This window comes from Chryseobacterium sp. S0630, from assembly GCF_024158915.1.
Classification (GTDB): Bacteria; Bacteroidota; Bacteroidia; order Flavobacteriales; family Weeksellaceae; genus Chryseobacterium.
Genome location: NZ_JAMZGF010000009.1, coordinates 90,077 through 116,277, shown reverse-complemented (window position 1 = coordinate 116,277; position 26,201 = coordinate 90,077). Strand labels below are relative to the sequence as shown.

The following is a 26,201-nucleotide window of genomic DNA, read 5'->3' as shown; positions in this document are numbered from 1 at the left end:
TAATATGAAAGCAGTTGTTTTAGCAGGAGGGCAAAGCTCCAGAATGGGTCAGGACAAGGCCCTGATGAAGCTGGGTGAAAGAAATGTAATAGAATATGTCATCAACAATCTGTCTCAGGTTTTTGATGAGGTTTATATTTCTGGTAACCATTCAGATTATCCTTATTCTAAAGGTATTATTAAAGATGTTATTGCTCATAAAGGCCCGATGGGCGGAATCTGTTCGGCCTTAGAATACTGTAAAGACGATATTTTTATCTGCAGCTGTGACATGCCTTTCTTTTCATCAGAATTAATAAAGAATATGCTTCAAAGAAAAGAGGGAAACAGGATAAACGTAGCGCAGTATCAACAAAAAGTATATCCGGTTGTGGGAATTTACCCTTATCGCTTTCTGGACGCCTTCACAAAATCAATAGAAAAAGAAGATCTGAAAATGATGCATTTTCTTCAGCAGCAAAATGCCAGTTATATAGAGTTTAGTGGTGAATATGAAAATCAGTTTTTGAATATCAATACACCGGAATGTTTTAAGAATGCTGAAATTTTAATCAAACAGTTAAGATCATGAAAAAGAATTATGTGATTGCAGGTGCCATTTTGCTCTCGCTGAATATGTTTGCACAGGAGCAGATAAAAACTGATACCTTACAGAAGCTGTATGAAATTCAGGAGGTCAATATCCATGGAAAAGAAAAAAATGAAGGACCCATTACCAGAATTGATGCAAAGCTGATGCAGGATTTCAACAAAATGAATGTGGTAGATGCAGTCAATCTACTGCCGGGTGTAGGCATCACTCAGATGGGAGCAAGGAATGAAGGAAGCATTCTGGTACGAGGATTTAATTCCCTCAGAACACCGGTTTTTTATGACGGAATTCCTATTTATACCCCTTATGACGGTAATTTTGATTTGAGCCGTTTCACTACTTTTGATATCAACAGTATTTCTGTGGAAAAAGGATTGGTTTCCGTTCAGTATGGTCCCAATACAATGGGTGGTGCTGTGAACATTATATCCAGAAAACCTGTAAAGGCCTTGGATATTGATGGGCAGTCAGGCGTAGGTTTTGCGGACGGGACGGGTATAAACTCTTATTTTACTGCGCTCAACATCGGGACAAGACAAAATAAATATTACCTGATGGGTTCCGCTTCCATATTGAAAATTGATAATTATTTAATTTCCAGAAAGTTTGACCGTACAGAACTACAGCCGTCATTGGAAAGAGAAAATTCAGGGTCTGTTGATGCCAGATTAAGTGCTAAATTCGGGTATACACCTAACAAAACAGATGAATACTCATTGAGTATTCTTTCACAAAATGCTGAAAAGAATATCTCACCCAATGCTTATAATAAAGGAAACAGCAATTGGCGGGATTATCCGGTATATGATAAGAAAAGTATATACATTAAGACAAAGACCTTAGTGGCTCCCAAAACGTTCCTGAATTTTACCGGATATTATGATACCTATTACAATAAAATGAAACAGTATGACGATAATACCTATACTTTGCTCAACAAAAACTCTTCTTTTTCGAGTGTGTATGATGACTATTCATTAGGTGCGATCCTCAATCTGACTACTGAAGCGGTTAAAAATAATGTCATTACGCTTTCAGTGAATAACAAATATGATTCACATACAGAATACAACGAAGAAATTTCAGCTGACAGCACTTCAGGGCAAAAGTTCAAAGCCGGAGAACCGGAACAAAACTATAAAGACAATACTTTTTATGTGGGTTTAGAAGATGTTGTGGCTATAAATTCCTTTTTAAAAGCAGTTGTTGGGGCATCGTTTAATGCAAGAAACAACATCAAAGCTCAGGAATACGGAACTCATTATGAGACAGGAGAAAAAAATGTTTTATATGACTTCCCGAAAGGATCTGATCATGCCTTTGATTACAAAGGAGGAATGATCATACAACCTTTTAAAAATCATACCATTACTGCATCTGCATCCAAAAGATCAAGATTTGCTTCTCAGAAAGAAAGATATTCCAGCCGTTTTGGAAATCAGGTTCCCAATCCGGATTTGAAATCAGAATATACGTGGGCTTACGACCTTACTTATTCCGCAAAATTGGGGAATAAGTTCAACTATGAAGTTTCAGGATTTATCAATACGATACGGGATGCCATTTTTGCAAGAACAGTGGGACATCAGGACAATGGAAATCCCATTATCCAGAATGTAAATATCGGTAAAGCAATATTTCAGGGATATGAATTGGCCCTGAATTATATTCCGGTTAAGAATATCACGTTAGGAGCCAACTATAGTTATATTGAGATGAAAGATATGACGGATGGAAGTGACGAGAAATTCACCGATGTTCCTAACCATAAAATGATGGCTTACACAAAATTAGAAGCTCCGTCGCTTCGTTCTGTCCTTAATGTCAATGTAGAATTTTATGGGAAAAGATATATAACCAGTACAGGAGATCAGGCTCCTGAATTTACTTTGGTGAATGCCAAACTCTCTGTAAATATTGTAAAAGGAGTAAACTTTGACTTCGGTGTAAGAAACCTGTTAGATAGAAATTATTATCTGTCTTATGGTTACCCGAAAGAAGGAAGATCATTCATAACAGCATTAAATTATCACTTTTAAAAATGAAATAATGACACTTAAAATATTTGGAAAACTTACAGACATCTTCAGGAAAGGTCAATATGATTTAGATACAGAAAACATCAATACTATTTCTGATTTAAAAAAACTGTTGTATGAAAAATTTCCGGCTTTAAAAGAACTTACATTTTTAATTGTAGTGAACGGGGTAAAGGCTGAAGACGGGCAATCCATTTCCGGTGATGCAGAAATAGCTTTGTTGCCGCCTTATTCAGGAGGTTGATTTTAATGGTTTGATAATCAGTAAGAATGAAAACCTTTGAGTCAGCCGTTGGCTAAACTTATGTTGAAAATAAAAACTTCTTTGAGAATGGATTTAAAAAGATACAACAGACAAATGATACTCCCGGACTTCGGCATCACTGCACAGGAAAAACTTGCTGAATCTTCAGTTTTGGTTGTCGGTGCAGGCGGTTTGGGGTGTCCGGTTCTTCAGATTCTGGTTTCTTCCGGAATAGGAGCAATAGGAATTGTTGATTTTGATATTGTAGAGATGGATAATCTCCACAGGCAGTTTCTGTATGATGAACAGGATGTGGGAACACCAAAAGTAATTGCTGCAGTTGAACATTTGAATAAGATGAATACAGATACAGAGATGGCTGCATTTCAGGAAATGCTCACATCAGATAATGTATTTTCCATTATTCATAATTTCGATGTCATTGTAGACTGTACGGATAATTTTACCACCCGGTATTTGCTCAATGATGCCTGCGCGCTGCTGAAGAAACCATTGGCCTATGCATCTATTTTCAGGCATGAAGGTCAGATTTCTGTTTTCAATGTGGAAAAAGACAATAAGGTAACCAATTATCGAGATCTTTTTCCGGTACCACCCAATCAGAATGAAGTCCCTGATTGTAATGAAGCAGGAGTTTTGCCAGCGCATTCGGCTGTGATAGGTACTTTTCAGGCCAATGAAGTAATCAAGCTGTTAATTGGCTCGGAAGATGTGCTGATTCATCAACTGTTGTCTTTCAATACCAGAAATTACCAATCAATGATTGTTAATTTTAATCCTTGTCAAGAAAAATCAGGACCCGAAACAATTGAACAATTTAAAAATTTCAACTATGAAGAATTCTGTAATATCAGGAAAGAAAATGAGATTCGGTCAACTGCAGATTTACAGATATTCCTGAATCAGAAAAACAGTATTCTGATTGATGTCCGGGAAGCAGATGAACTGCCGAGATTAAACTCATTTCAGGCTTTGGAAATTCCCTTAGCTTCCCTCGGACAAAATTTGAAAACATTAGAAAACTACGAGAATCTCTGCTTTATCTGTGCTTCAGGAAAAAGAAGCAGAAAAGCATTAGAACTTACAAAAACCTATTTTCCGGAAAAAGAAATCAAACATTTTCCAGCCGGAGCAAAATCAATATTATCATGAAAAAAATAAAAAATATATTTATTGAAGGCCCTATCAGTCCCTCATTTGTTGCAGAAAGTATCGCCAAACATACCGTTAAAACCAATATTGGCGGACACAGTATTTTTCTGGGGCAGATTCGTGAAGACATGATTCATGATAAAAAAATTCAATCCATGGAATTTACTGCTTATCAGGAAATGGCATTGGAAAAAGCCCATGATATCCGGGAAGAAATCATCTCAAAATATAAGCTGATATGTGCGCATATCTACCATTCATTAGGAAATATCAAAGTTGGAGAGATCTGTTTGTTTGTCTTCACTTCTGCTGAGCATAGAAAAGAAGCTATCGATGCCTGTGACGAAATGGTAGATAGAATTAAGAAAGAAATTCCTTTGTGGGGAAAAGAGATTCTGGAAGACCAATCCTATACGTGGAAAGAAAACAGATAAACATAGAATAAGGTTTCAACAATAAATTAATACAAAAATGGTCAATATCACCCATAAAAACAGTACCCTTAGAAAAGCTATTGCAGAGGCTATAGTAAGCGTAAGCTCACAGGATACGATCGATGCGATTGTAAATCACAAAGTTCCGAAAGGAAATGTATTTGAAATGTCAAAGACTGCAGGATTGTTTGCTGCCAAAAAAACAAGCGATGTTATTCCGGACTGCCATCCGCTTCCGATAGAATATACCTCAATTCAGTTTGAAATCAGGAATCTCGATATTCATGTCACCTCAGAAATTCATACCATTTACAAGACCGGAGTAGAAGTGGAGGCCATGCACTCTGCTTCTGTAGTTGCACTCACCATGTATGATATGCTGAAACCGATTGATAAAAATATCGAAATCAAAAATATTAAACTGCTGGAGAAAAAAGGAGGAAAATCAGATAGTAAAGATTCAGGGGAAGGTATTGATGCATCTGTAATTGTTTGTTCAGACAGCATTTTTGCCGGAAAAAAAGAAGATAAAGCAGGAAAAGCGATTATTGCGGCTCTGGAAAAACATCATGTAGATATCAATGATTATGTTGTTATCCCTGATGAAATCAAGGAAATTCAGGAAAAAATAAAATCAGATGTAGAGCAGGGGACAAGGCTTATCATTATCACCGGAGGAACCGGATTGTCAAAACGGGATGTAACTCCTGAAGCTGTTCGTCCGCTTCTGGAGCGGGAAATCCCCGGTGTTGCAGAAGCTATAAGAAGCTATGGACAGCTGCGTACTCCCTATTCAATGCTTTCCAGAAGTCTTGCAGGCATGATTGGCGATACTCTTGTAATAGCGCTTCCCGGTTCCACAAAAGGTGCTGAGGAATCAATGGATGCCATATTTCCGGGAATTCTTCATATCTATAAAATAGTGAAAGGAGCACAGCACTAAGAACGGAGCAAGATCAACACAACAAAATAATTTAAATATTTAAAAATGAGCATCAACATCCAATCCGCATTAGGAGAATATCTGTTTTTAGCCATGGGAGAATGCAACGGACATAAAGTCGTTATGGGAATTGGCTACACCCCCGAATATGCTGATAAAAAAGCTAAACAATTTGAATCATCAAGTGGTGGAGCCGTGAAATATATTGATATTTCTGTCATAAAAACCGGTGATAAAGAAAAATGTAAAACATTGGAAAAGCTAAAGTAATCTTGTTTTGTCATACTTTGATTGATTAGAAAACCTTATTTTTTAATCAGCAATTTGTTTAAACTTTTGTTTTTGAACCATTAAGACTGTATTAAGGTGTTAAGAATATTAAGATAAGCTTCGCTTTAGCTTAAAATCAGAATGATTCATCTTAACTATACTTTATTTCTTAAATCATTCTTAAGGGTTTTAATAAATATCCAATGTTTTTTGATAAGTTTAAACAAGTTCCAGATAATAATTTTACATCTTTCTTTTATGCAGTAAATGTTATGAATAAATTGACTCAGTTAAAATTTGTATTAAGTATATTTTTAATTTTCCTAGTTGTTTTCAGTTGCAAAGAAAAGCAATCCGGAAGCCAAAAAAGCAATGAAACCTCTGTGATTTCTATTGCTGCTGCTGCCAACCTCAGAGATGTTTTAGAAGAATTGAAGGAAGCTTATATACAAGAAAATTATGGTAGAAAAGTTGAAATAAGCTTTGCATCTTCAGGATTACTTGTTCAGCAAATTATAAATGGAGCACCTTTCGATCTGTTTCTTTCAGCAGATTCTTCATTTCCTGAAAAGCTTAAAAGTAACAATAAAACTTTCGGTAATTCTTCGGTCTACACTTACGGAAGAATTGCTTTGTGGAGCTCGAATTTGGACGTTTCCGAAGGTCTGAAGCTGGTATTAAATCCGAAGGTTAAAAAAATAGCCGTTGCCAATCCGCAATTTGCTCCATACGGCAAAAATGCTGTTGAAGCTTTGAAAAAATCAGGTTTATATGCGGCGATTGAACATAAAATCGTCTGGGCAGAAAATATTAATCAGGCAGCACAATTTGCCTCTTCCGGTAATGCTGATATTGCCTTTGTTGCTCTTTCCAACGTAGTGGGAAAAGAAATGAAAGGAAAAGGAAAATTTTATGAGCTTTCAGAACAGGAATCATCACCAATTCCGCAAAGCGGTATTATTCTTAAAGGAAAAACAACAACGGAAGCACAGCTTTTTTTCGATTTTATTAAAAGTGAAAAATCAATAAAAATCTGGAAAAAATATGGTTACAAACCTGTAATTGAATTCTAATGCTAGATCAGGATTTTATATATACTTTACTTCTCACCGGAAAATTGGCATTGGTGACAACTATTATTTTAATCATCATTGGAATCCCTGTTGCTTACTGGATTACATATTCACGGTTTAGATTAAAATTTATAGCAGAAGCACTCATTTGTATGCCTATGGTTTTGCCACCAACGGTGATGGGGTATTACCTTCTGGTGGCTTTCAGTCCTGACAATACTTTTGGACAATTTTTAGAGCAGTATTTTGATGTCCGGCTTGCCTTTTCTTTCAACGGAATTGTTCTTGCAAGCCTCATCGCCAACTTACCATTTATGATTCAGCCTTTACAGAACGGTTTTTCTTCATTACCGGATGAGTTGAGGCAGGCTTCCTATACGATGGGTAAATCCAAAATAGTTACTCTGATTAAAGTTCTTCTTCCCAACATAAAAACTTCCGTTATTACCGGAATTGCTCTTACATTTGCACATTGTATCGGCGAATTCGGTATTGTCATTATGGTGGGCGGAAACATTCCCAAAGAAACCAGAATTGCATCCGTTGCAATATATGACCAGGTTCAGGCGCTTAATTTTGAAGCGGCAAACCGATATGCATTTGTACTTTTTATTCTTTCATTTCTTACTTTGGTACTGATTTATAGTATCAACCGTAAAGTTAATATAACAACATTCCGATGATTGATATTTATATAAAGCACCAGATTTTTACCTCCTCAGGAAATCAGTTTCTTGAGATTAATGAGCAGCTTGAAGCGGGAAGTATTATACATGTTTCCGGAGATTCGGGAATTGGAAAAACTACTTTTTTTAAAATTGTATCAGGATTAATTACTCCGGATTCCGGACTCATTACAGTAAATAATACAGTTTTAACGGATACAAAAGGCAAAACCTTTCTGTCACCTCAAAAACGTGATATTGCATTGATGTTTCAGAACTATGCTTTGTTTCCCAACATGACTGTAAAGAAAAATATTGAATTTGCGCAGAAAAAAAAGAATGAAGAGATTATTAATCATGTTTTGAAAATATTTAATCTGGAAAATCTGAAAAATGCATTTCCTTCCAGGCTTTCCGGTGGCCAGCAGCAAAGAGTTGCGCTGGCAAGAACATTGGTTCAGAATGCCAGGATTGCCCTCTTAGACGAACCTTTTTCTGCTGTTGATCCTTCAATGAGGAAGATAATGAAAGAAGAGATCGTGAAAACCTCTATCAACCAGGGATCAACCTTTTTTGTGATCAGTCATAACGAAAATGAATTTGAAGATTATGCTCATAAAAAACTGGTTATCAGATGATTTTTTAAACCAATGAGCTTAACCGGGATATTCCATCATTTTCATTACACTTCCGAGATCTTTTAAATCTTTAATTTTATACTCGAAAATTATTTTAACCTTTTCTTTCACTGCAACAGCCAAATCATGAATAGGACAGGGATTTTTGCTGCTGCAGATTTTAAGACCTAAAAGACATGAAGTTAGAACTCCTTTTCTTTCAAGGCTTTCGTATATATCCTGAAAAGCATCAAAAAGCATTAAAAAACCTGCAAATTATTTTTGCAGGTCTTTTTATTTATAGTGTTTGCTATAATGTTTCAAAATGGCCGATTATTTAAATTAACGGACCAGTTGATTCTACTCGTACTTTTTGCAATTGAAATTCAGCTATTTCTTTACTCCTCATTTTTGGGCTTAAAGTTTCTCCCGACTCCCTGACGGAGAAATGTAATTTTTCCTTGTACTTTTTTCGCTTTTTCAAGGACTTCCAATGCTTTTGTTCGTTCGTTAATTTTGCCAGCGTGTGTTATATTATCCTGACGTTCATTTTTTTTCATATATCAATATAGTGATTTTTTTTGAGAAAAACAAATTATTGATATTAAGGCTGTTTCAAATTTTAAGAAAATAAAATTGATTTACTGATCGCCTGCGAGTAGCAAAGGGATTCACTGCTGTTTTCAATTTTTCAACGGAAGTCTTTTTGGCTCATTTTTGAAATTTACATTAAGAACCTCCTAAGGTGTGTAAAATTTTTATGTCTGATATTGTAAAAGTTAGCAGAATCACCGGCATAAAATGTCCGGAAAGTATTGTAAATAAAGAAAAAGTTTCTATCTTTGCAGTCCCTTAAATAAAGGGATTTACTTAAAAAAGTAAGTGGCCGACTCGGTAGCTCAGCTGGTAGAGCAATACACTTTTAATGTATGGGTCCTGGGTTCGAATCCCAGCCGGGTCACTTGAAAAAGCTTCAACGCACGTTGAAGCTTTTTTTATTCTCTTCCATGTAATATTTTTAATTTTCGTCATTCTGATAGCCTTATTTTATACTATCGATAAATAAGATGAAGATTATGAAGCACTCGTCTTTGAAAATCAGTAAAATATTTCTTTTTTACCTTAAAATGTATCCTTATGTTAGCAGATAAAGAAACTACTTTTGTATACACATTATTTCTGAAGCAATGGCTAATAAAATATTTAATATAAAAGAATTTGCATCATATCTGAACGTTGCTCAACCTAAAAATGAAGATTTGCTTATCATCAATTTTGAAAACGAGCAAAATATAAGGTTGAAATCTGATCTTGTTACCATAGATTTCTATTTGCTGGCTATAAAACCTCCTTTGGAAAAGAACTTTAAGAAAACCGATTTTTTGGAAGATCAGGCAAAATCCTTTATGTATGTTGATTGTCCGCAGAATAATCTGGATTGGGATATTAATACTCCTGAGTCCGGTTATAATATTCTGGTAAGCGCCAAATATATCAATAAGCTGGCAAAAGAATATAATTTCCCCCACTACAATAACCATGAGGCTTTGTTTCTTACAAAAGAAGAGGAGGAAATCCTGTGGGATCTTTATAAAAAGGCATATAATGAATTCCAAAAAGAAAATTATTCCAGAGATATTATCCTGTCTTATATTACCTTGATCTTGTCTTATACACAAGTGTTTTACGACAGACAGTTTGATTCAAGAAGCAGTATTTATGATTCAGTAATTGAAAATTTTTATGAAAACCTGAAACAGTATTTCAGTCAGAAAGAAGAAGTTTCAGGTCTTCCGTCTGTTGCATTTTTTGCACAGAAGGCCAACCTGTCTGCTAATTATTTTGGAGATCTGATCAAGCATTTTACCGGCGAATCACCTATAGAGCATATTCATAATTTTGTATTAAAACAGGCAAAAGACAAGCTTAAAAACACGTCACTTTCCATCAGTGAAATTTCTTACAGTCTGGGGTTTGATTATCCTAATTATTTTGCGAGATTTTTCCGTAAAAAAACCGGTATGTCTCCAAAAGTGTTCCGAGGAATGTAGCCATAAAACATCTGAATTATTCACATATTAAGCAGCCTTTGAGGTTGCTTTTTTTATTGGAGAAAAATTACAAACTGTAAAAAGTCTCCGTTTTAGAGTAATCTGTCTACGTATCTGAGCAGGTGCTCATGGTAACTTTGTTCTATCAAAATAACAAATGTTTTAATTTAAAAAATAAGATCATGTTACAAAAGAAAATCAGTATTAAAAATGGAAACGGACAGGATATTACCTTATCAGCAATTGTCAATTTCCCTGAAGGATTTGATGAAAATAAAAAGTATCCGGTGATAGTCGTTTCGCATCCCGGTGGTGGCGTAAAAGAACAGGCAGCCGGATTATATGCAAAGAAACTGGCAGAAAAAGGGTGGCTCACTATTGCTTATGATGCTTCTTATCAGGGTGAAAGTACAGGTGAACCACGCCAGCTGGAAAATCCTTATATCAGAACGGAGGATATAAGTGCAGTAATAGATTATCTGACCACTATTTCTTATGTAGATGCAGAAAGAATAGGAGCGATGGGTATCTGTGCCGGTGCTGGATATACTGCAAATGCAGCCATTAACGATCACAGAATTAAAGCTGTTGGAATGGTAAGCGCTGTAAATATTGGTTCCATGTTTCGTAATGGCTGGGAAAATAATATAAAAGATGCAGATGCAATGCCATATCTTATGGCAGGAGCCGGTGCAAGAACCAATGATGCAAAAGAAGGACTGCAGACTATGCCTTTAGCACCTATGAAAGAAGAAGATGCTCCTAACGAAGAATTGCGGGAAGCATGGGAATATTATCATACAGACCGCTGCCAATATCCTACAGCTCCGGGATGGGCAACATTAAGAAGCCTTACCCAGATTATTACCTATGATGCTTACAATAAAGCAGAATCATTCTTCACACAACCTCTGCTGGCAATTGTAGGAAGTGTGGCAGGAAGTGCTTGGATGAGTGATGATCTTTTAAAGATTGCAGCAACTTCAGATAAGAAAAAATATATCATAGAAGGAGCAAACCATATGTCATTGTACGACAGAGAAAATAATGTAAATGAGGCTGTTGATCAGCTGGTAACTTTCTTTTCTGAAAAATTATAAACATTACCCAATTTAATTACAATGAATACACAAAAAATAACATTTAAAAACATAGCTTGGGACAATGCTGGAATTTTGCATTTTCCATCCGACTTTAATCAGAATAAAAAATATCCAACCATTATTTCCATGCATCCTATTGGAAGCTGCAAAGAACAGACAGCAGGAAATGTTTATGGTAAAGCATTAGCAGAAGCAGGGTTTGTTGTGTTGGTATTTGATGCTTCTTTTCAGGGTGAAAGTGGAGGAACACCCAGATATATTGAAAATCCATACCAGCGTACAGACGATGTACGTTATGCCATTGACTATCTGGAAACTCTGCCTTATGTAGATACTGAAAAAATCGGGATATTGGGAGTTTGTGGAGGAGGTGCATATTCTTTGAATATTGCGATGACTGAACGCCGTATTAAAGCAGTGGTTTCCATTACCGGAGTAAACTTTGGACGTCTTTTACGTGACGGTTTTGCAGGCGGAAGCCCTATGGAAGTCCTGGGCCAGATAGCTGCACAAAGAAGTTCTGAAGCCAAGGGTGGTGATTTGTTGACTATCAATATGTTGCCTGAAAGTGTAGAAGCGGGTAAAGCCGCCGGGATTGAAGATATAGATGTACTGGAGGCTACGGATTATTATAAAACTTCAAGAGGGCAGACTGTTGGAGGAGCCACAAGTGCTGTATATTCACGTTTAGGTATAGGAATGGGCTGGGACGCGTTTTATCTTGCAGAAACCTTATTGACCCAACCCATCCTGGTAGTGGTGGGTGATAAACCAGGTGGATTCGGAGCATATAGAGACGGATACGAAATTATTCGCCGTGCTGCAGCTAAGAAAAAAGAATTATTGGTTATAAAAGGCTTTTCCCATTATGATCTTTACGACCAGCCTGAGCCGGTAAGACAGGCATTGGAAAAAGTTGTTCCTTTTTTCAAAGAAAATTTATAAGAATTTTAGGAAAGAAAGTAGCTTTAACAGGGTCTCTGGTTTTTATGATAAAAAGGATTGTTCAATAGAATAATCCTTTTTTATTGATAGTCTATTTTTGATCCGTTGTAGAAGATTTGAAATTTAAAATTTATATCTGTGGCAGAAGCAGTAAAATTTTTGTCTCTGATTTTGTAAAAGTTAACGAAATTCAGTTCTTGAAATTTTGCGAAAGTATTGTAAATAAAGAAAAAGTTTCTATCTTTGCAGTCCCTTAAACAAAGGGATTTACTTAAAAAAGTAAGTGGCCGACTCGGTAGCTCAGCTGGTAGAGCAATACACTTTTAATGTATGGGTCCTGGGTTCGAATCCCAGCCGGGTCACAATAAACGGATAAACTATTTTATAATGGTTTGTCCGTTTTTCTTTATACTGAGATTTTAATTTTGTGATATCAATACAAGTTGAGATGAATACATTCAGAATTACATGTTTAAATAAAATGATTGAGTTTCTCTACGACATGTATCCAAAGCCTGTCTTTCATATTTTTTTTGAAAAAACCAAAGTGGTCAATTTTTTTTAATCCTAATTCCGAAGGAATCAGTTTTGTGAAAGTGATATCTTCTTTACTGTCAATGTGCTGCCAATATGTTTCGGTGTTTTTCTGGCTTGAAATGGTATCATCAGTAGTCCAGAATAGATGAATGGGGAATGTATAATTCTTGAAATGCCCTATAGGGACAGTGGTGCCGTAAAATTGAGCATCGAAAAAATAATCTTTCTTTTCAAGCCAGTTTCGCCACTCATATACTACATTTTTGGGCAGGTTTTCCATTAATCCAAAGGTTTTGGCTTTTACATATCCTGTCATCAGAACACTTATGGGAGCAAACATATAAAAATAAAAATAGGCCTTCATTCTGTATGAGAACGGCATGTTCATATAATAGCCTGCAGATACAGCAAAATTGATCATTCCCTTTACATTGTCCAGGTTTTTCATAAATCCGATTTGCTGCCCACCGGCACTGTGCCCTACAATCATAAACGGAAGATCGGGAAACTTTTTATTTAAAAAATCTTTGATGGCAGGCATATCCTTTACTCCATAATCTGAAAAGGTAAACTCACAGGTTTTCAGATTTCCGGAAAAAGAATCTCCGCTTCCTCTGTAATCCCAAAGACAGCACAGAAAATCATTTTCAGCAAGATAGGAGAGGAAAGACAAATAGAATTCTTTTTTTGTTCCGGTTCCACAGTTAAACTGAATCACTGCTTTTGGATGATCCGGAATAAGAAGTACACCTTTAAGCTTTACACCATCATCACATATTGTTTCAAAATTTTCCGTTTTCATGTTTTAATTTAACTTAAAAAATTAATGATACATTGTATGGTAGATAGCTGTATCCTTTTTTCGTTGTTAAATTTAGTAAATAGCCTGATTCCATTATAATATTTAACTATGCAGTACTAGGTTTCTACATCAGGATTTTGTTGAGGGGTATTCAATTTTTATTCAGGTATATATTTCATCATAATACAATTGCTGATATCGTGGGCAGAAGTGTTTTCTACTTCCAAAAATCCGGTCTTTCTGTATAAATTGTAAGCTTTATCATTTCCCGGTGCAACTTCTAAAAAAATTTCAATATCATTAAATCGTCTGCCTGCTTCATGAATAACAGCTTCAATCAATCCCTGACCTATATTCTTTCCTTGAAATTCCTTTTTTACATACATTTGGTAAATAGTACCGGTATTTTCGTCACTTTTAACAAAAGTACATATGCCTATAAGCAGATCATCTGCGTAGGCACCCAATACAAATCTTCCAAAACTCTGTTCTTCAATATCGCTTTCTATTTGAAATTTTTCAATTTTCAGAGCTTCATGATAGTTGGCTCCAAATGATTCCGGGAACTGCTCCAGACTTTCCAGACGGATTGCTCGGTATGCTTTACTTTCTTCGGAAAGAAGTTTTCGATAGCTAATAATATTCATGCTAATCAGGTTTTTCATTTAAATATACAATATTAAGATCATTTTTATACAGCCTGCATTTTAAATAATGGATTAAAATTTTAAAACGATCTCATCTATTTGTAACAATTTTCATTTCAGATAGTCTTATTATAAACAAAACATACCTTTTTTGATCAGAAAAGCATATCAGTGCAGTCTGTAAATTTTGAAAAGTGTTTGTTTAAAGGGGGAATATTACATTACTTTATTTGAATGTTACATTTTTGCGAAATAACTCGTTTATTTCATAAGGAACATGATAAATTATGTATATTTATAACACTCATTGGGGAATAATATTTAAATAACGGTAGAAAATTATCAACTTATTTGTAAATAAGTGAATAGGTAGATATGTAGATATATAGGGAAAAGTGGTGATGGGAAAAATTGACTTAATCATCTTTAAAAATATAAAGACAAACTCAGAAGGTATAAAGAAAATAATAGCCTTTACAATCTGCATGGGAATATTTTTGGTTATATTTTCATGTCATAGTGAACCTCAAAATACAGATAGAGAAAACTTTGATATATCTCTATTGACTGAAAGTTCAGAACTTCAGCTGTCCGGTGAATATGAAGCTTTTGTCAAACTTAATAAAGAATATCTGAAGAAAGCTGCCAAAATGCGATATACAGGAGGAAAAGGACTCTGCTATCTGAATATGGCAGGGGTAAATGTTTCCGCCGGAAATTATGAAAAGGCCCGATTTTTTTTCAATAAAGCCGAAAAAGACCTGGTCAATTCTGAAAATACTTATCATAAAGCAGTCTTCTATGATGATTACAGCCTATATTATTCTCACCTTAAACTCAATGATAAGGCGATAGAATGTAATAACAAAGCATTTTATTATTTAAAACAGGCAAAAAAAACGAAACTCACCCAAAAACTTCTGCCTAGACTTTATGTAAACAAAGGAATTTACTATGCTTGGAAAGGATGGTTTGGAACTTCTTTGAAATGTTTTACCAAAGCAAATATGCTGGAAAATTCGGCGTATACCAATTGTATGGTAGCACAATATTATTTATTTACCCATAAGCCTGATTCTGCGGGTATATACATTGCCAGAGCAGATGAAAAAATGATCAGCCAGAAAACAACGGATGTGGAATCTCTTTGGGTTTATTATACAATGGGATATTACTATAATGAAATTGATGATAGTGGACAGGCTGAAAAAGCCCTTAAAAAAGCCCTGGAGATCAACATTAAGACAAGACGAACCTATTCATCCCATATAAAAGAAGTTTACAAAGCACTTGCAGAATTATACAAGAAAAAAAATGACGGAGGTAAGGCTTATTTTTATCTGAAGAAATATATGGAAGAGGAGGGAAGGTTTGATGCAGAACGATTTGCCGTTATGAATAAAGCTACCGAAGATTTTATTTCAGAAATGAAGCAGGAATCAGACTGGCATAAAAATGATCTTCCTTTGTTTATCGCGCTGTCTATCACAGTACTTACCGTTTCAGGGGTATATGTGCGGAAAATAATTAATAGGTTACAAAAGAAGAAAAATACTTTAAAAGAACAAACTGATACGTTGAAAAACCATGTCCAGACAAAGCAGCGACAGGAAGTGATTGAATTGGCTAAAAGGAATGATTCTTCTTTCTTGTTGAAATTTAAAGAATACTACCCTGAATTTATTAAGTCGCTTCTGGAGATTAATCCGGATCTTGAAAATTCAGAGCTGGCTTTCTGTGCAATGCTGAAATTACGTTTTTCATCCAAAGAGATTGCAGATTATACTTTTGTACAGCATAAATCTGTTCAACAAAAGAAATACAGGATCAGAAAAAGACTGAATATTCCAGGGGAAACAGATATTTATGATTTTTTTGAAAACTTAGCAGAATAAAGCATTATATCACAATAAAAGCAGGAGGATTCTGTTTTATGAAGAGATTTTAGTGTTGATCACATCCGAAATAACCATTGAAAATTTTATAATTATACAAAATCGTTATCTTAAGAAGATCATTGTTAAATCATAAATTTATATAGGAATTTAGCTTAATTAGAGAAACACATGATGCGTATTTTTCTTTCTGTTTTACTTTTTGTTTTAGTTTCGTGCCATTCTCATTCAAAGAAAGAGGCTGAAAAGAAATTTGACACCGCTTTGCTGAAACAGAATGAAAAGTTCAGAATTGCCGGAGCATATGATTCATTGATTAATCTTAATAAAAGATATTACAAAAAGGCCGATGAAATGAATTATGCAGATGGGAAGGCGCTCTGCTATATCAATCTGGCAGAACTTAATATATCGCTTGAAAATTTTCAAAAGTCACAAATTCTCTTTGATAATGCAAAAGAGATTCTGAATGATTCGGAGGACAACATACACAAAGCCAGGTTTTATAACGTCTATGGCCGTTTCAATATAGAGCTTCGAAGGCTTGATAAAGCTTTTCAATATAATAATGAAGCCATGAACTTTATAAAGAAAAGTGATCCGTCAGAACTTAAAAACGATCTGCTTTTCAGTATTTATTTCAGACAGGCTATTTATCTTGTTCAAAAAAAAGACTATGGAAAGGCCCTTGAATATTTCCATAAAGCAAAAAAACTGGATGGTACAGGTCTTACAGATTGTGCTATCAGTGATTATGTTTATATACGGAGAAACAAGGATTCTGCCTATAAATATATAACGACGGCTTACAACAAAGCCAATATGAGAGGTAAAGAGGACGGAATAGCTCTTTATGCTAATACCATCATGGGGGAATATTTTCTTTATTATAAAGAATATGATAAGGCAGAACAGGCGCTGAATAAAGCCTTGAAAATCAATGATAAAACAAAACGTGTCTATGCTTATTATGGTAAGTATATCTATAATGATCTCAGAATGTTATATGAACGGACTGGTGATAAAGAAAAGGCCTATTTTTATTTGGAAGCCTATACAGATGCTTTTTACCGGACCAATACCTCTTTACTGGCAACTATCAATCAGGATATGGAATCGTTTATTACAGTTGCCCAGCAGGATGCTAATCATCATAAAAGTAAAATCTATTGGATTGTTTCTCTGTCGTTTATTGGTCTTTGTCTGCTGGGATTATATGCCTGGAGAATTATTCTTGCTTTAGGAAAACGGAAAAAAGTTCTTGCTATAGAAGCTGAGAATCTGAAAATAAGAATGAATGATAATAAGCAGGAAGAAGTTATAGAGCTCGGTAAAAAGAATGACCCTGAATTTCTGGATCGTTTTAAAGAAACTTATCCTGAGTTCATCGTTCAGCTTTTAACCATTAATCCAAATCTTGAAAATTCTGAGCTGATTTTTTGTGCAATGCTTAAACTTCATTTTACTTCTAAAGAAATAGCAAATTATACGATGGTTCAGCATAGGAGTATTCAGCAGAAAAAATACAGGATCAGAAAAAAGTTGAATATTCCGGGCGAAACAGATATTTATCATTTCTTTGATACCTTATAATAATCCAAAAAAAAACTGTCTGATTTATCAGGTCAGACAGTACTCGAAATATTCTCTTTTCACCACTCGGTTTTTTTAGTGGTCTCAGAGTGGTCAAATATGAAAATTTTTAATGGAAACAAGAAAAAAGACTATACTACACGGGTACTACATGGTGTGTTTGAGTTTTTAAATACCTGATATTTAAGTCATTGTAGTTTTGTGTCAATTTTTTGACTTATTTTTGAAAAAGAGCAAGAGTTCTTGGGATGTCTCCCTTTTTTGACTACGTTTTTGATTATCCTTCTTTTTAATTCATCTTTTTTATCTGATTTTCAGTATTGTTTTTCATCCGTTTTGAGGTTGATATTTTTAATACTACTTACTCATAAAAAACAGAGCTATTCAAGACAAAATTGGGTTTTAAATGTAAGTGGTTGATAATTAATTAATTGTCGTTGCTGCTGTATACGTGTAGTATCATTTATTTTTGTTTTTTATTTAGAATATGCAAGTTTTGTGAAGTGATTTGTTGTGAATTTCTCATCATTGATTTTGTTTTGTTGAATTTATGATAATGTTTAAGTAATGTTAATCAGACTCCAAAATGATCTTTTGATAAGAAATAAGCAACCTATAATCATACAACCAAAGTAATTGTAAATAAATCTATGAAAAAAAGAACTTTATTCGTTTGTGCATTAGCATCTTGTTTTACGGTTTTCAATGCTCAGAGATGGGAGTCTGTCTCTCAGAAAACTTCACAGATAAGAGAAGGAGTAGCAGTACAACATTCTTATAGAGTGGATCTGAAATCTCTTCGAGAAATGCTGAGAAATGCTGAAGAGACCGGGAAAAGTGCAAGACCGGTTATTATTTCTTTACCTACTGTAGAAGGAAAGATTGAAAAATTTGCTGTTTACAGCAATCCTGTGATGGATGTATCACTGGCCGAAAGATATCAGCTTGGATCATATGTAGGAGTGGGCGTAGATGATCCATCTAAGTATGTAAGATTCAGTACATCTCCCAATGATATGCAATCTATGATCATTAAAGATGGTATATTCCAGTTTATAGAACCGATAAGTGCTGATAAACAGACTTATGGAGTGTTTTATAAAACCAAGGAAAAAGGAGATATGCATGGGTTTGAATGTGATACAGACCATGATCTTAAAGATATTGGTAAGCTGGTGGAAAATGGAAAAAAAATGCTTTCCAATGTAGGAATTACCAACAGACCCACGAATACCAAATATAGAACTTTCAGAATGGCTATGGCTGTCACCGGTGAGTATACACAATTTCACGGGGGAACAGTAGCTGGAGCAGTAGCTGCTATTAATAATACCATGACGAGGATCAATGGAGTTTTTGAGAGAGATTTCGGAGCTCATTTTAATGTTCTGGACCTTCCGGGAATTATTTATACTGATCCTGCTACTGATTTTTATACACCTCAGGCTGTTTCAACCGATCCGTCACTGAATTTACAATTACAACAGAAACTTACAGCAGATGTAGGAAATGCCAACTATGATATCGGGCATGTATTTCATCGCAATGCAGGACAAAGCAGAAATGGAAATGCAGGAGGAATAGGAATTGTTTGTACCAATCCTGCCACAAATACTTCTTTGGCAAAAGGATCTGCTTTCTCAATGAGTCCTGATCCCATAGGAGAGGTATTTGATTTAATGGCAGCGCACGAGATGGGGCATCAGTTGGGTGCAAACCACACGTTCTCAATGAGAACTGAAGCTTCAGGAGCTAATGTAGAACCTTGGGGAGGAACAACAATCATGGGGTATCCCGGTATTACACAAGATAATATTCAGGCAAATATGGATGGATATTTCCATTATAAATCGATCTCCCAGGTATTAAATAATCTGGAATCTAAAATAGGATGCGGAGTTGCTACTGATATCATCAACAATACTGCTCCGGTGATTACACCGCTAGCTAATTATTCCATTCCTAAAGGGACAGCCTATTATCTGGATGCTGTAGCAGCAGACGCAGAAGGTGATCTTGTCAATTATACATGGGAACAGTACAACAGTGTAGGAGACAGGAATACTATTTCAGGAGACAGTGGCTGGGGCTATAATGCAGAAGGTGCAATAGCCAGATCTTTACCTGGAACAGCTAACAGCAGAAGATATTTCCCTAAACTGGAAACTGTATTAAATGGTGTTTTGACAGACAAACAAGTATGGGAAACCGTTTCTTACATCCCAAGAACATTGAATTACGCAGTAACAGTAAGAGATCAGAATGCATTGAGACCAATGACGTCTACTGCTGAGACAGTAATAACAGTGGGTTCTGACGGACCTTTCAAATTCAGTGGTCTTACAACAACATCCGTTTTATACAATGATGCATCCAATACCATCACATGGGATGCTGCAAACACCAATAACGCTCCCTATAATGTTGCTGCTGTAAAAATAGACTATACAACCAATAACGGAACTACATGGACGGATCTGGTAGCTTCTACTCCAAATACAGGAAGTTATGCTGTACAAATGCCGGCTAATGTAACCGGTGCTGTTAAATTAAGAATATCAGCACTAGGTAATATTTTCTATGCGGTATCTCCGGCTGTAACAGTAGGAGCTGCTCCTACATCTACTGTTAATGCTCCAACTGGAGTTTCTGCGATAGATACGGAAGTTTTAAAAACAACGGCAAGAATATCATGGAATAAAGTACCAGGAGCTACTTACTCTGTCAATTACAGAAAAGTGGGTACAGCAAGCTGGTCGAATATAGCAAGTACAGCCAATTCTGTGTTGTTGTCGAATCTGGAAGATGAAACCAATTATGAAGTACAGGTAGCAGCTGTTGTAAATAGTGTTCCAGGGGCATTCTCAACTAATTATGCTTTTAAAACCAAAGGGTTGAGAACAGGCATAGATTATTGTTTAATGACTACAGGAGGAAATGGTGGAAACTTTAATAGTGGCCTTGTAAGATTGACCCTGTCTAATCTTGCCTATGTATATACTGGCCTTGATGTTTATAAAACCTATCTTGACTTTAGTGAAGATGCTGCCAAAGTGGTTAACTTAACAAAAGGAACTCAGTATACTGCCAGCTTTAGAAACCTTGCTGGAGGAAATTATAATGACTGGCTTGAAATCTGGATAGACTACAACAGAAACGGAGTTTTCGAAAGTTCAGAAAAAGTAGTTACCAGTGGGGCTCTTCCTTTCTACGTCGCCGCTGCTCAGGCTTATCTTCGTGATGGAAGTGTAACATTTACAGTACCTGATACCGCTTATTCTGGTGATAAGTTATTGAGAATGAGAGTGGCAAGTACTTTCTTTAACGCAGCCAGCGGACCTTGTGGAAGCCCTACCGTACCTGTAAATGGAGGTGGAATTGTTTCTGTAGGATCTTTCAGAGATTTTTCAGTGAAAATTTCTGAAAATGCTAACCTTGCCGTAAGAGAAACCGTAGATACAAAATCATCAGACGTCTCAATTTATCCTAACCCTGCAGATACATTTGTAGAAGTGAAAAACCTTAAAGGTAAAGGTGATTACAAAATTTACAGTGCGGATGGAAGACTTGTTCAGGAAGGTAAGATTGATGGAAAAATTAATGTAGCTTCTCTTGTAAAAGGAATGTATGTGATCACCATAAAAGATGAGAAAAACACTTACAACACCAAATTAATCAAAAAATAAACAGCACGAATGAATCTCCGTATCAGGATCTAAAAGCGGAGAGAAAAAGAATTATTTCAAGAGGGAAAAAAGGCTGTCTTCAACAGAAGGCAGCCTTTTGATTTTTGATGATAATTAATCCAAATGGCTATTAAAAAAATCAAGCATAGTGGCTAATGAGGTTTCAGAATGCATTCGTTCTCCGTTCTCAAGGGATTCTTGTGTGGCAATAGCAGCTCTTGTTCGCATTGTCTGTTCGTAACCGGAAATAGCTTCCTGTAAAGTATTATAATGATTATCCGTTAAATATTCACTCAGTTCAAGGGCGTCCAGCATCGCCATATTAGCACCTTCTCCAGCAAATGGTGGCATTACGTGCGCCGCATCACCTATCAGTGTCAAATTAGGTTGACTTTCCCATGTTTGATCTAAAGGCATAGAGTAAATCAAACGTGGAATAAAAGGAGTTTTTGCATTTTTAAAAAGTTCCTCCCAGATAGAAGTCCATTCCGAGTATTCTGTTTTGAACCATTTTAGCATCTGTGTATTATCAGAAAAATCAAGGCCACTGATGATAGGCCAGTTTTCATCAGCTTTAAAGCTTGCATAAAATCCGAGATCTCCATTGCCTTTTTGTCCCAGTAAAATATTTTGAGAATTTCCGAATGCCATTATTTTCCCCCCTTTGATTAAAGCATCAATCTGAGGGGCATTTTCTTTTGAAATATTTCCTTCCAGCATAATGATCCCAGAATAAACAGGTTTATTATCAGTAAGATAAGGGCGGATTTTAGAATTGGCACCATCTGAAGCAATGACAAGATCAGCGTACACAGAATTTCCATTTTTGAAATGCAGCAGCCAGCCTCCATTCTGCCGCTCCATAGAGAGAAAATGACTGTCCCAGACAACAGTTTCAGGAAATAGGGATTCCAGCAGCATATTTCTTAATGGACCACGATCTATTTCAGGGCGAAAATGTTCATGTCCGAAATCTTCTTCAGGCTTTGTTTCATGATCGTTAAAAAATATTTCGGCCTTTTCATTCATGATCAATGTTCTGTCTGCACCCGGACGGAAAGTCTTTTTAAACTCTTCCTGAAGTTCTGCCTTGCGTATGGCAGCCAGCCCTGAATCTTCATGCATATCAAGAGGAGAGCCCTGTACACGGGCATTTTTATTAAAATCTCTTTCATATACTTTTACATCTGCACCTTTCAATTGTAAAAGTCTTGCCAGTGTAAGTCCTGCCGGACCACCACCAACGATTGCTATTGATTTATTGTCTATCAGCATTGTTTATTTAAATTTTACAATGCAAATTTATTTTCCTTTCAATACAGATAATAGTACAAATCGGTCGTTTTTATTTTTGGATAATTCTTTAGGAGCGACTCCTGAAAATTTCTTTACTTCTTTGATGAAATGATTCTGATCGGTATAATTGAGTTCCGGGAAAAGTCTTCCCTGAGCAATATGTTCCAATGATGCTCTGAAACGCAAAATAGTAGAGTAGGCTTTTAATGACAAACCAAGTTGTTTGGTAAAGTACCGGTTAATCTGTCTGCTGCTCCAGCCTGTTTTTTCTGAAAGTTCCTGTACGCTCATTTCCCCTTTTGAAGCATACACCAACTCAAAAAGTTTGATTTTTCTTTCATCTGTTTTTTGAGGTAGCAACGCTTGTATTTTTTGAGTGGCTTTCGTACAGCAATGATTAAAATCCTTTATATCGTCAGCTTTAAAATTCCAGAAATCAGGAGAAAGCTCTTTTCCGATATTCAATAAATCAGCAATGGAAGTATTTAAAATATATTCCACAGCAAGAGGTTTGAAACTGACAATAAAAGCTGTGGTATAAGGAGCAATATATCTTTGTTCAGGATAGGTTTCCAGTCCGAGAAGGGTAATATGGAAAGGTTCTGAAGCCGATTGTGAGAAAAATAAATCAATTCTTCCGTCAGGAATAATTACGACTTCTTTAGCTTCATCCGAAAGGTTCTGAAAAGTACCCAGATTTTCAACAAAACCTGCGATCTCTTTGTCAGGTTCGATGAAATTGTAAGTGAAATCATTATCCATAATTGTTGCCTGTATAGCTGCTTTAATTAAGAAAATTACAAAATTTGTGATAAACTGCAAAGCCCAATAAAATTCATGATGATCCTTGAGGGCTAAACTGGACCAGTACATTTTAGAAAATCTGTACCAGTTGAATGGCTTCTGAATACAATATTTTTGTAAATTGACAATTAAATGACCAGAAAATAAAAAATATGAAGGAGCAAGAAATAGATTTTTTACACCATAATGAGTCGGCCTGGAACAAACAGGCATTAGCACAGAACGAATGGTCAAAAGCGGTAAGCTCAGAATTGATTAATGACGCAAAAGAAGGAAAATGGGATGTTCACCTGACTCCCAAACCATTGAATAAAGAATGGTTGGGAGATGTGAAAGGAAAGAATATCCTGTGTCTGGCATCGGCAGGAGGACAGCAGGCTCCGGTATTGGCAGCAGCAGGAGCTTCTGTTGTCGTTTTTGATATTTCCGGGGAACAGCTGAGACAGGATGAAAAGGTAGCAGAACGTGATGGACTGTCTCTGAAAACAGTTCAGGGTGATATGAGAGATTTAAGTTCATTTGAAAATGAAACGTTTGATATTGTATTTCATCCGATATCCAATCATTATGTGGAAGATGTAAATCCTGTTTGGAAAGAAGCCTATAGGGTTTTGAAAAAAGGAGGAATGCTGTTGGCCAGTTTTTTTAATCCTGTTGTATTTGTAGCAGACCGAAATCCTCAGGATATAAAAGAGGGGATTATCAGACCGAAATATACACTTCCTTATGCAGATATAACAGATTTGAATCAGGATCAGATCAACAGAAAACTGGAAAATAATGAAGCTCTGGTTTTTGGACATACCCTTTCAGACCTTATCGGAGGACAATTGAAAGCAGGTTTTATGATTTCAGATTTCACAGAAGAAATGCAGCCTAATCCACGCTTTTTAATTGATAAGTACCTTCCTACTTTCATCGCAACAAAAGCAGTAAAGTTGAAATAACATAAGTCATATAAGTCTCAACGGTTTTTAGAAGTACCATTTCTAATGATGAGAAAAATTCCCCTCCATTGGAGGGGTGGCGAAAATTCAAAGAATTTTTGACGGGGTGGTTTTAAAGCATCTGATTATCCAGACTTTCACGAATTATCGCTACTTTAGATGGCTCAAAGTATATTTATGAGGACATTTTAATGGACAAATCATTACTTAATACCTACTTTCATTCCTTATTCAGTATCAAAGCTGAGGTGGTTGAAAAAATTACTGAAAAATTCAGTCATTTTGATTTAAAAGCGAATACTGTTTTGTTGGATAAAGATGCGATCAGTACCAAAACCTATTTTCTGGAAAAAGGCTATGTAAGGTCTTATTTATTGAATGAAGATAATGAAGAGATCACAACGAATATTTATACAGCTCCCTGCTTTGTAAATGATTTTCTGTCTTTTTTCAGGCAGCAGCCTACCAAAGAAATATATCAGACTGTAACCGATTGTGTTTTCTGGGAAACAGGATTGGAAAATGTACAGCATAATTTCCATAACATTCCTGAGTTCAGAGAATTCAGCAGGCTTCTTTTTGTCCTTAATTATTATAATATTCATGACAGGTTGATCGAAATGGCGAGCCAGAAGGCTTCCACAAGATATTTTAACCTAATGAAGAAAGACCCTGATATTTTTCAGCATGTCCCTTTGAAAGTGATTGCTTCTTACCTTGGAATTAAAGACAGCTCCCTGAGCCGGATCAGAAGAGATATTCATAAATTGTAATTTCTTTTCATTTGTCAAGTGATATTTTAAATGCCATCGCTGATCTTTGCTTAAAAATAATTTCATGAACAAAAAACATATTGTAGTAGTAGGATTGGGTGGTGTAGGTGGTTATTTTGGTTTTAAAATCAATCAGACGAATGAAACTACAGGAAAATATACCGTTTCTTTTGTTGCCCGCGGAGAAACTTATGATAAAGTAAAAGAAAACGGATTGACGTTGTTATCTCCTGAGCATTCCAATTCACAGACACATCCAAATGCTATTGTAGAGAATATCAGTGAGATCAAAAACCCTGATCTCGTGTTGATCTGTGTGAAAGAATATGATCTTGAAAATGTCTGCAAACAATTACTGCCAGTCATTCATAAAGATACTGTCCTTCTTCCGATGATGAACGGAGCGGATATTTATGACAGAATACGCACCATTATTCCTGATCATACTGTTCTTCCAACCTGTGTGTATGTAGCTTCTCATATTAAGAAAAGAGGAACTGTAGAACATAAAGGAAATGCAGGGAAAATCATTGTGGGAAGAGATCCTGAACATTTTTCTGTACCTGTAGAATGGATTACAGAGCTATTGAGTGAAAGTAAAATCGACTTTGATTTTAAAGATAATTCATTAAAAGATATCTGGACAAAATTCATATTCATAGCAAGTTTTGGATTGGTAACAGCGAAGCATAACTCGTCCATGGGAGCCGTATGTACCGATGAGCAGCAAAAGAATGAGGCCACCGGAATTATGAAAGAAATCAAACAGATTGCTGCTAAAAAAGGAATAGATCTTCAGGAAGATATTATTGACGCTACTTTTAATAAAGCCTCTACATTTCCTTTTGAAACTCCAACTTCTTTACAGCTTGATATCAATTCAGGAAAGAAGGATAACGAATTGGAATTGTTTGCAGGTGCTGTATTGAAATATGGTGCTGAAACAGGTGTAGAAACTCCTTTTACTCAAAAAATTTATACTGAGATTAAAGCAAAATAGGTTGAGGCTAAAGCCGAATGAAAAGAATGATAAAAAGGCGGGTTAAAACCCGCCTTTATTGAAATTAAATAT

Annotated in this window: 25 protein-coding genes and 2 tRNA genes; 21 read left to right on the top strand and 6 right to left on the bottom strand. The window is 35.7% G+C overall.

Features of this window, described 5'->3' with window-relative positions:
- Positions 1-4: 4 nt before the first annotated feature.
- The 10 genes from NK356_RS06545 (at position 5) to NK356_RS06500 (ending at position 8,071) form a co-directional block, all read left to right on the top strand.
- Entirely contained in the window at positions 5-571 is a 567-nt protein-coding gene (locus NK356_RS06545; RefSeq protein WP_253316530.1) for a molybdenum cofactor guanylyltransferase, read from the top strand.
- A complete protein-coding gene (locus NK356_RS06540) occupies positions 568-2,631 on the top strand; it encodes a TonB-dependent siderophore receptor (RefSeq protein ID WP_253316529.1) in 2,064 nt (687 codons plus the stop codon). Before NK356_RS06545 ends, NK356_RS06540 begins: the two co-directional genes overlap by 4 nt.
- A 10-nt stretch (positions 2,632-2,641) precedes the next feature.
- A complete protein-coding gene (locus NK356_RS06535) occupies positions 2,642-2,875 on the top strand; it encodes a MoaD/ThiS family protein (protein ID WP_253316528.1) in 234 nt (77 codons plus the stop codon).
- An 87-nt stretch (positions 2,876-2,962) separates the two neighbouring features.
- On the top strand, positions 2,963-4,048 hold the full coding sequence (locus NK356_RS06530) for a HesA/MoeB/ThiF family protein (protein ID WP_253316527.1): 1,086 nt from the start codon (positions 2,963-2,965) through the stop codon (positions 4,046-4,048).
- Complete coding sequence (locus NK356_RS06525) at positions 4,045-4,482, top strand: molybdenum cofactor biosynthesis protein MoaE (RefSeq protein WP_253316526.1); 438 nt, start codon at positions 4,045-4,047, stop codon at positions 4,480-4,482. The genes NK356_RS06530 and NK356_RS06525 overlap by 4 nt, the downstream gene beginning before the upstream one ends.
- A gap of 37 nt (positions 4,483-4,519) precedes the next feature.
- On the top strand, positions 4,520-5,425 hold the full coding sequence (gene moaCB, locus NK356_RS06520; protein ID WP_253316525.1) for a bifunctional molybdenum cofactor biosynthesis protein MoaC/MoaB: 906 nt from the start codon (positions 4,520-4,522) through the stop codon (positions 5,423-5,425).
- A 45-nt stretch (positions 5,426-5,470) separates the two neighbouring features.
- Positions 5,471-5,695, top strand: coding sequence for a hypothetical protein (locus NK356_RS06515; protein ID WP_253316524.1), 225 nt, complete (start codon positions 5,471-5,473; stop codon positions 5,693-5,695).
- 272 nt (positions 5,696-5,967) lie between these two features.
- Positions 5,968-6,768, top strand: coding sequence for a molybdate ABC transporter substrate-binding protein (modA, locus tag NK356_RS06510; protein WP_253316523.1), 801 nt, complete (start codon positions 5,968-5,970; stop codon positions 6,766-6,768).
- Entirely contained in the window at positions 6,768-7,451 is a 684-nt protein-coding gene (gene modB, locus NK356_RS06505) for a molybdate ABC transporter permease subunit (RefSeq protein ID WP_253316522.1), read from the top strand. The genes modA and modB overlap by 1 nt, the downstream gene beginning before the upstream one ends.
- Complete coding sequence (locus NK356_RS06500) at positions 7,448-8,071, top strand: ATP-binding cassette domain-containing protein (protein ID WP_253316521.1); 624 nt, start codon at positions 7,448-7,450, stop codon at positions 8,069-8,071. Before modB ends, NK356_RS06500 begins: the two co-directional genes overlap by 4 nt.
- 18 nt (positions 8,072-8,089) lie before the next feature.
- Here the strand turns inward: NK356_RS06500 and NK356_RS06495 are convergent, their stop codons facing one another.
- Both NK356_RS06495 and NK356_RS06490 read right to left on the bottom strand, forming a co-directional pair.
- On the bottom strand, positions 8,090-8,311 hold the full coding sequence (locus NK356_RS06495) for a hypothetical protein (RefSeq protein ID WP_034698751.1): 222 nt from the start codon (positions 8,309-8,311) through the stop codon (positions 8,090-8,092).
- Between the two features lie 137 nt (positions 8,312-8,448).
- On the bottom strand, positions 8,449-8,610 hold the full coding sequence (locus NK356_RS06490; protein WP_156106559.1) for a hypothetical protein: 162 nt from the start codon (positions 8,608-8,610) through the stop codon (positions 8,449-8,451).
- Between the two features lie 328 nt (positions 8,611-8,938).
- On the opposite strand from NK356_RS06490, the gene NK356_RS06485 reads away from it, so the two are divergent.
- The 5 genes from NK356_RS06485 (at position 8,939) to NK356_RS06465 (ending at position 12,511) form a co-directional block, all read left to right on the top strand.
- Positions 8,939-9,011 (top strand) — tRNA-Lys (locus tag NK356_RS06485).
- Positions 9,012-9,237: 226 nt separating this feature from the next.
- The gene (locus NK356_RS06480; RefSeq protein ID WP_034698725.1) at positions 9,238-10,101 is read left to right on the top strand and encodes an AraC family transcriptional regulator; all 864 of its coding nucleotides are present in this window, start codon (positions 9,238-9,240) and stop codon (positions 10,099-10,101) included.
- 182 nt (positions 10,102-10,283) lie between these two features.
- Positions 10,284-11,201, top strand: a complete 918-nt coding sequence (locus NK356_RS06475; protein WP_034698909.1) for an alpha/beta hydrolase — start codon at positions 10,284-10,286, stop codon at positions 11,199-11,201.
- A 21-nt stretch (positions 11,202-11,222) separates the two neighbouring features.
- Positions 11,223-12,149 carry an alpha/beta hydrolase gene (locus tag NK356_RS06470; protein ID WP_253316520.1) on the top strand — a complete coding sequence of 309 codons (927 nt, stop codon included), beginning with the start codon at positions 11,223-11,225 and terminating at the stop codon, positions 12,147-12,149.
- Positions 12,150-12,438: 289 nt separating this feature from the next.
- A tRNA-Lys gene (locus NK356_RS06465) sits at positions 12,439-12,511 on the top strand.
- Positions 12,512-12,621: 110 nt separating this feature from the next.
- Here the strand turns inward: NK356_RS06465 and NK356_RS06460 are convergent.
- Together NK356_RS06460 and NK356_RS06455 are read right to left on the bottom strand one after the other, a co-directional pair.
- Positions 12,622-13,488 carry an alpha/beta fold hydrolase gene (locus NK356_RS06460; protein WP_034698715.1) on the bottom strand — a complete coding sequence of 289 codons (867 nt, stop codon included), beginning with the start codon at positions 13,486-13,488 and terminating at the stop codon, positions 12,622-12,624.
- A 158-nt stretch (positions 13,489-13,646) separates the two neighbouring features.
- Complete coding sequence (locus tag NK356_RS06455) at positions 13,647-14,135, bottom strand: GNAT family N-acetyltransferase (RefSeq protein ID WP_051934571.1); 489 nt, start codon at positions 14,133-14,135, stop codon at positions 13,647-13,649.
- 401 nt (positions 14,136-14,536) lie between these two features.
- On the opposite strand from NK356_RS06455, the gene NK356_RS06450 reads away from it, so the two are divergent.
- From NK356_RS06450 to NK356_RS06440, 3 genes are all read left to right on the top strand, one after another.
- Positions 14,537-16,030 (top strand): hypothetical protein, encoded by a 1,494-nt coding sequence (locus tag NK356_RS06450; protein WP_253316519.1) that lies wholly within the window; start codon positions 14,537-14,539, stop codon positions 16,028-16,030.
- A gap of 171 nt (positions 16,031-16,201) precedes the next feature.
- The gene (locus tag NK356_RS06445) at positions 16,202-17,623 is read left to right on the top strand and encodes a hypothetical protein (protein WP_253316518.1); all 1,422 of its coding nucleotides are present in this window, start codon (positions 16,202-16,204) and stop codon (positions 17,621-17,623) included.
- A 650-nt stretch (positions 17,624-18,273) separates the two neighbouring features.
- Positions 18,274-21,309: a reprolysin-like metallopeptidase gene (locus NK356_RS06440; RefSeq protein ID WP_034698712.1), complete on the top strand. Its 3,036-nt coding sequence runs from the start codon at positions 18,274-18,276 to the stop codon at positions 21,307-21,309.
- A 114-nt stretch (positions 21,310-21,423) separates the two neighbouring features.
- On the opposite strand, the gene NK356_RS06435 is transcribed toward NK356_RS06440, so the two are convergent.
- Both NK356_RS06435 and NK356_RS06430 read right to left on the bottom strand, forming a co-directional pair.
- The gene (locus NK356_RS06435; protein WP_253316517.1) at positions 21,424-22,584 is read right to left on the bottom strand and encodes an NAD(P)/FAD-dependent oxidoreductase; all 1,161 of its coding nucleotides are present in this window, start codon (positions 22,582-22,584) and stop codon (positions 21,424-21,426) included.
- 27 nt (positions 22,585-22,611) lie between these two features.
- Entirely contained in the window at positions 22,612-23,367 is a 756-nt protein-coding gene (locus NK356_RS06430) for an AraC family transcriptional regulator (RefSeq protein ID WP_253316516.1), read from the bottom strand.
- Between the two features lie 194 nt (positions 23,368-23,561).
- Between NK356_RS06430 and NK356_RS06425 the strand changes: the two genes are divergently transcribed.
- The 3 genes from NK356_RS06425 to NK356_RS06415 all read left to right on the top strand — a co-directional run bounded on the left by NK356_RS06425 (position 23,562) and on the right by NK356_RS06415 (position 26,129).
- The gene (locus NK356_RS06425) at positions 23,562-24,356 is read left to right on the top strand and encodes a class I SAM-dependent methyltransferase (RefSeq protein ID WP_253316515.1); all 795 of its coding nucleotides are present in this window, start codon (positions 23,562-23,564) and stop codon (positions 24,354-24,356) included.
- 191 nt (positions 24,357-24,547) lie between these two features.
- On the top strand, positions 24,548-25,129 hold the full coding sequence (locus NK356_RS06420; protein WP_034698705.1) for a Crp/Fnr family transcriptional regulator: 582 nt from the start codon (positions 24,548-24,550) through the stop codon (positions 25,127-25,129).
- Between the two features lie 64 nt (positions 25,130-25,193).
- Entirely contained in the window at positions 25,194-26,129 is a 936-nt protein-coding gene (locus NK356_RS06415) for a ketopantoate reductase family protein (protein WP_253316514.1), read from the top strand.
- Positions 26,130-26,201: the final 72 nt, after the last annotated feature.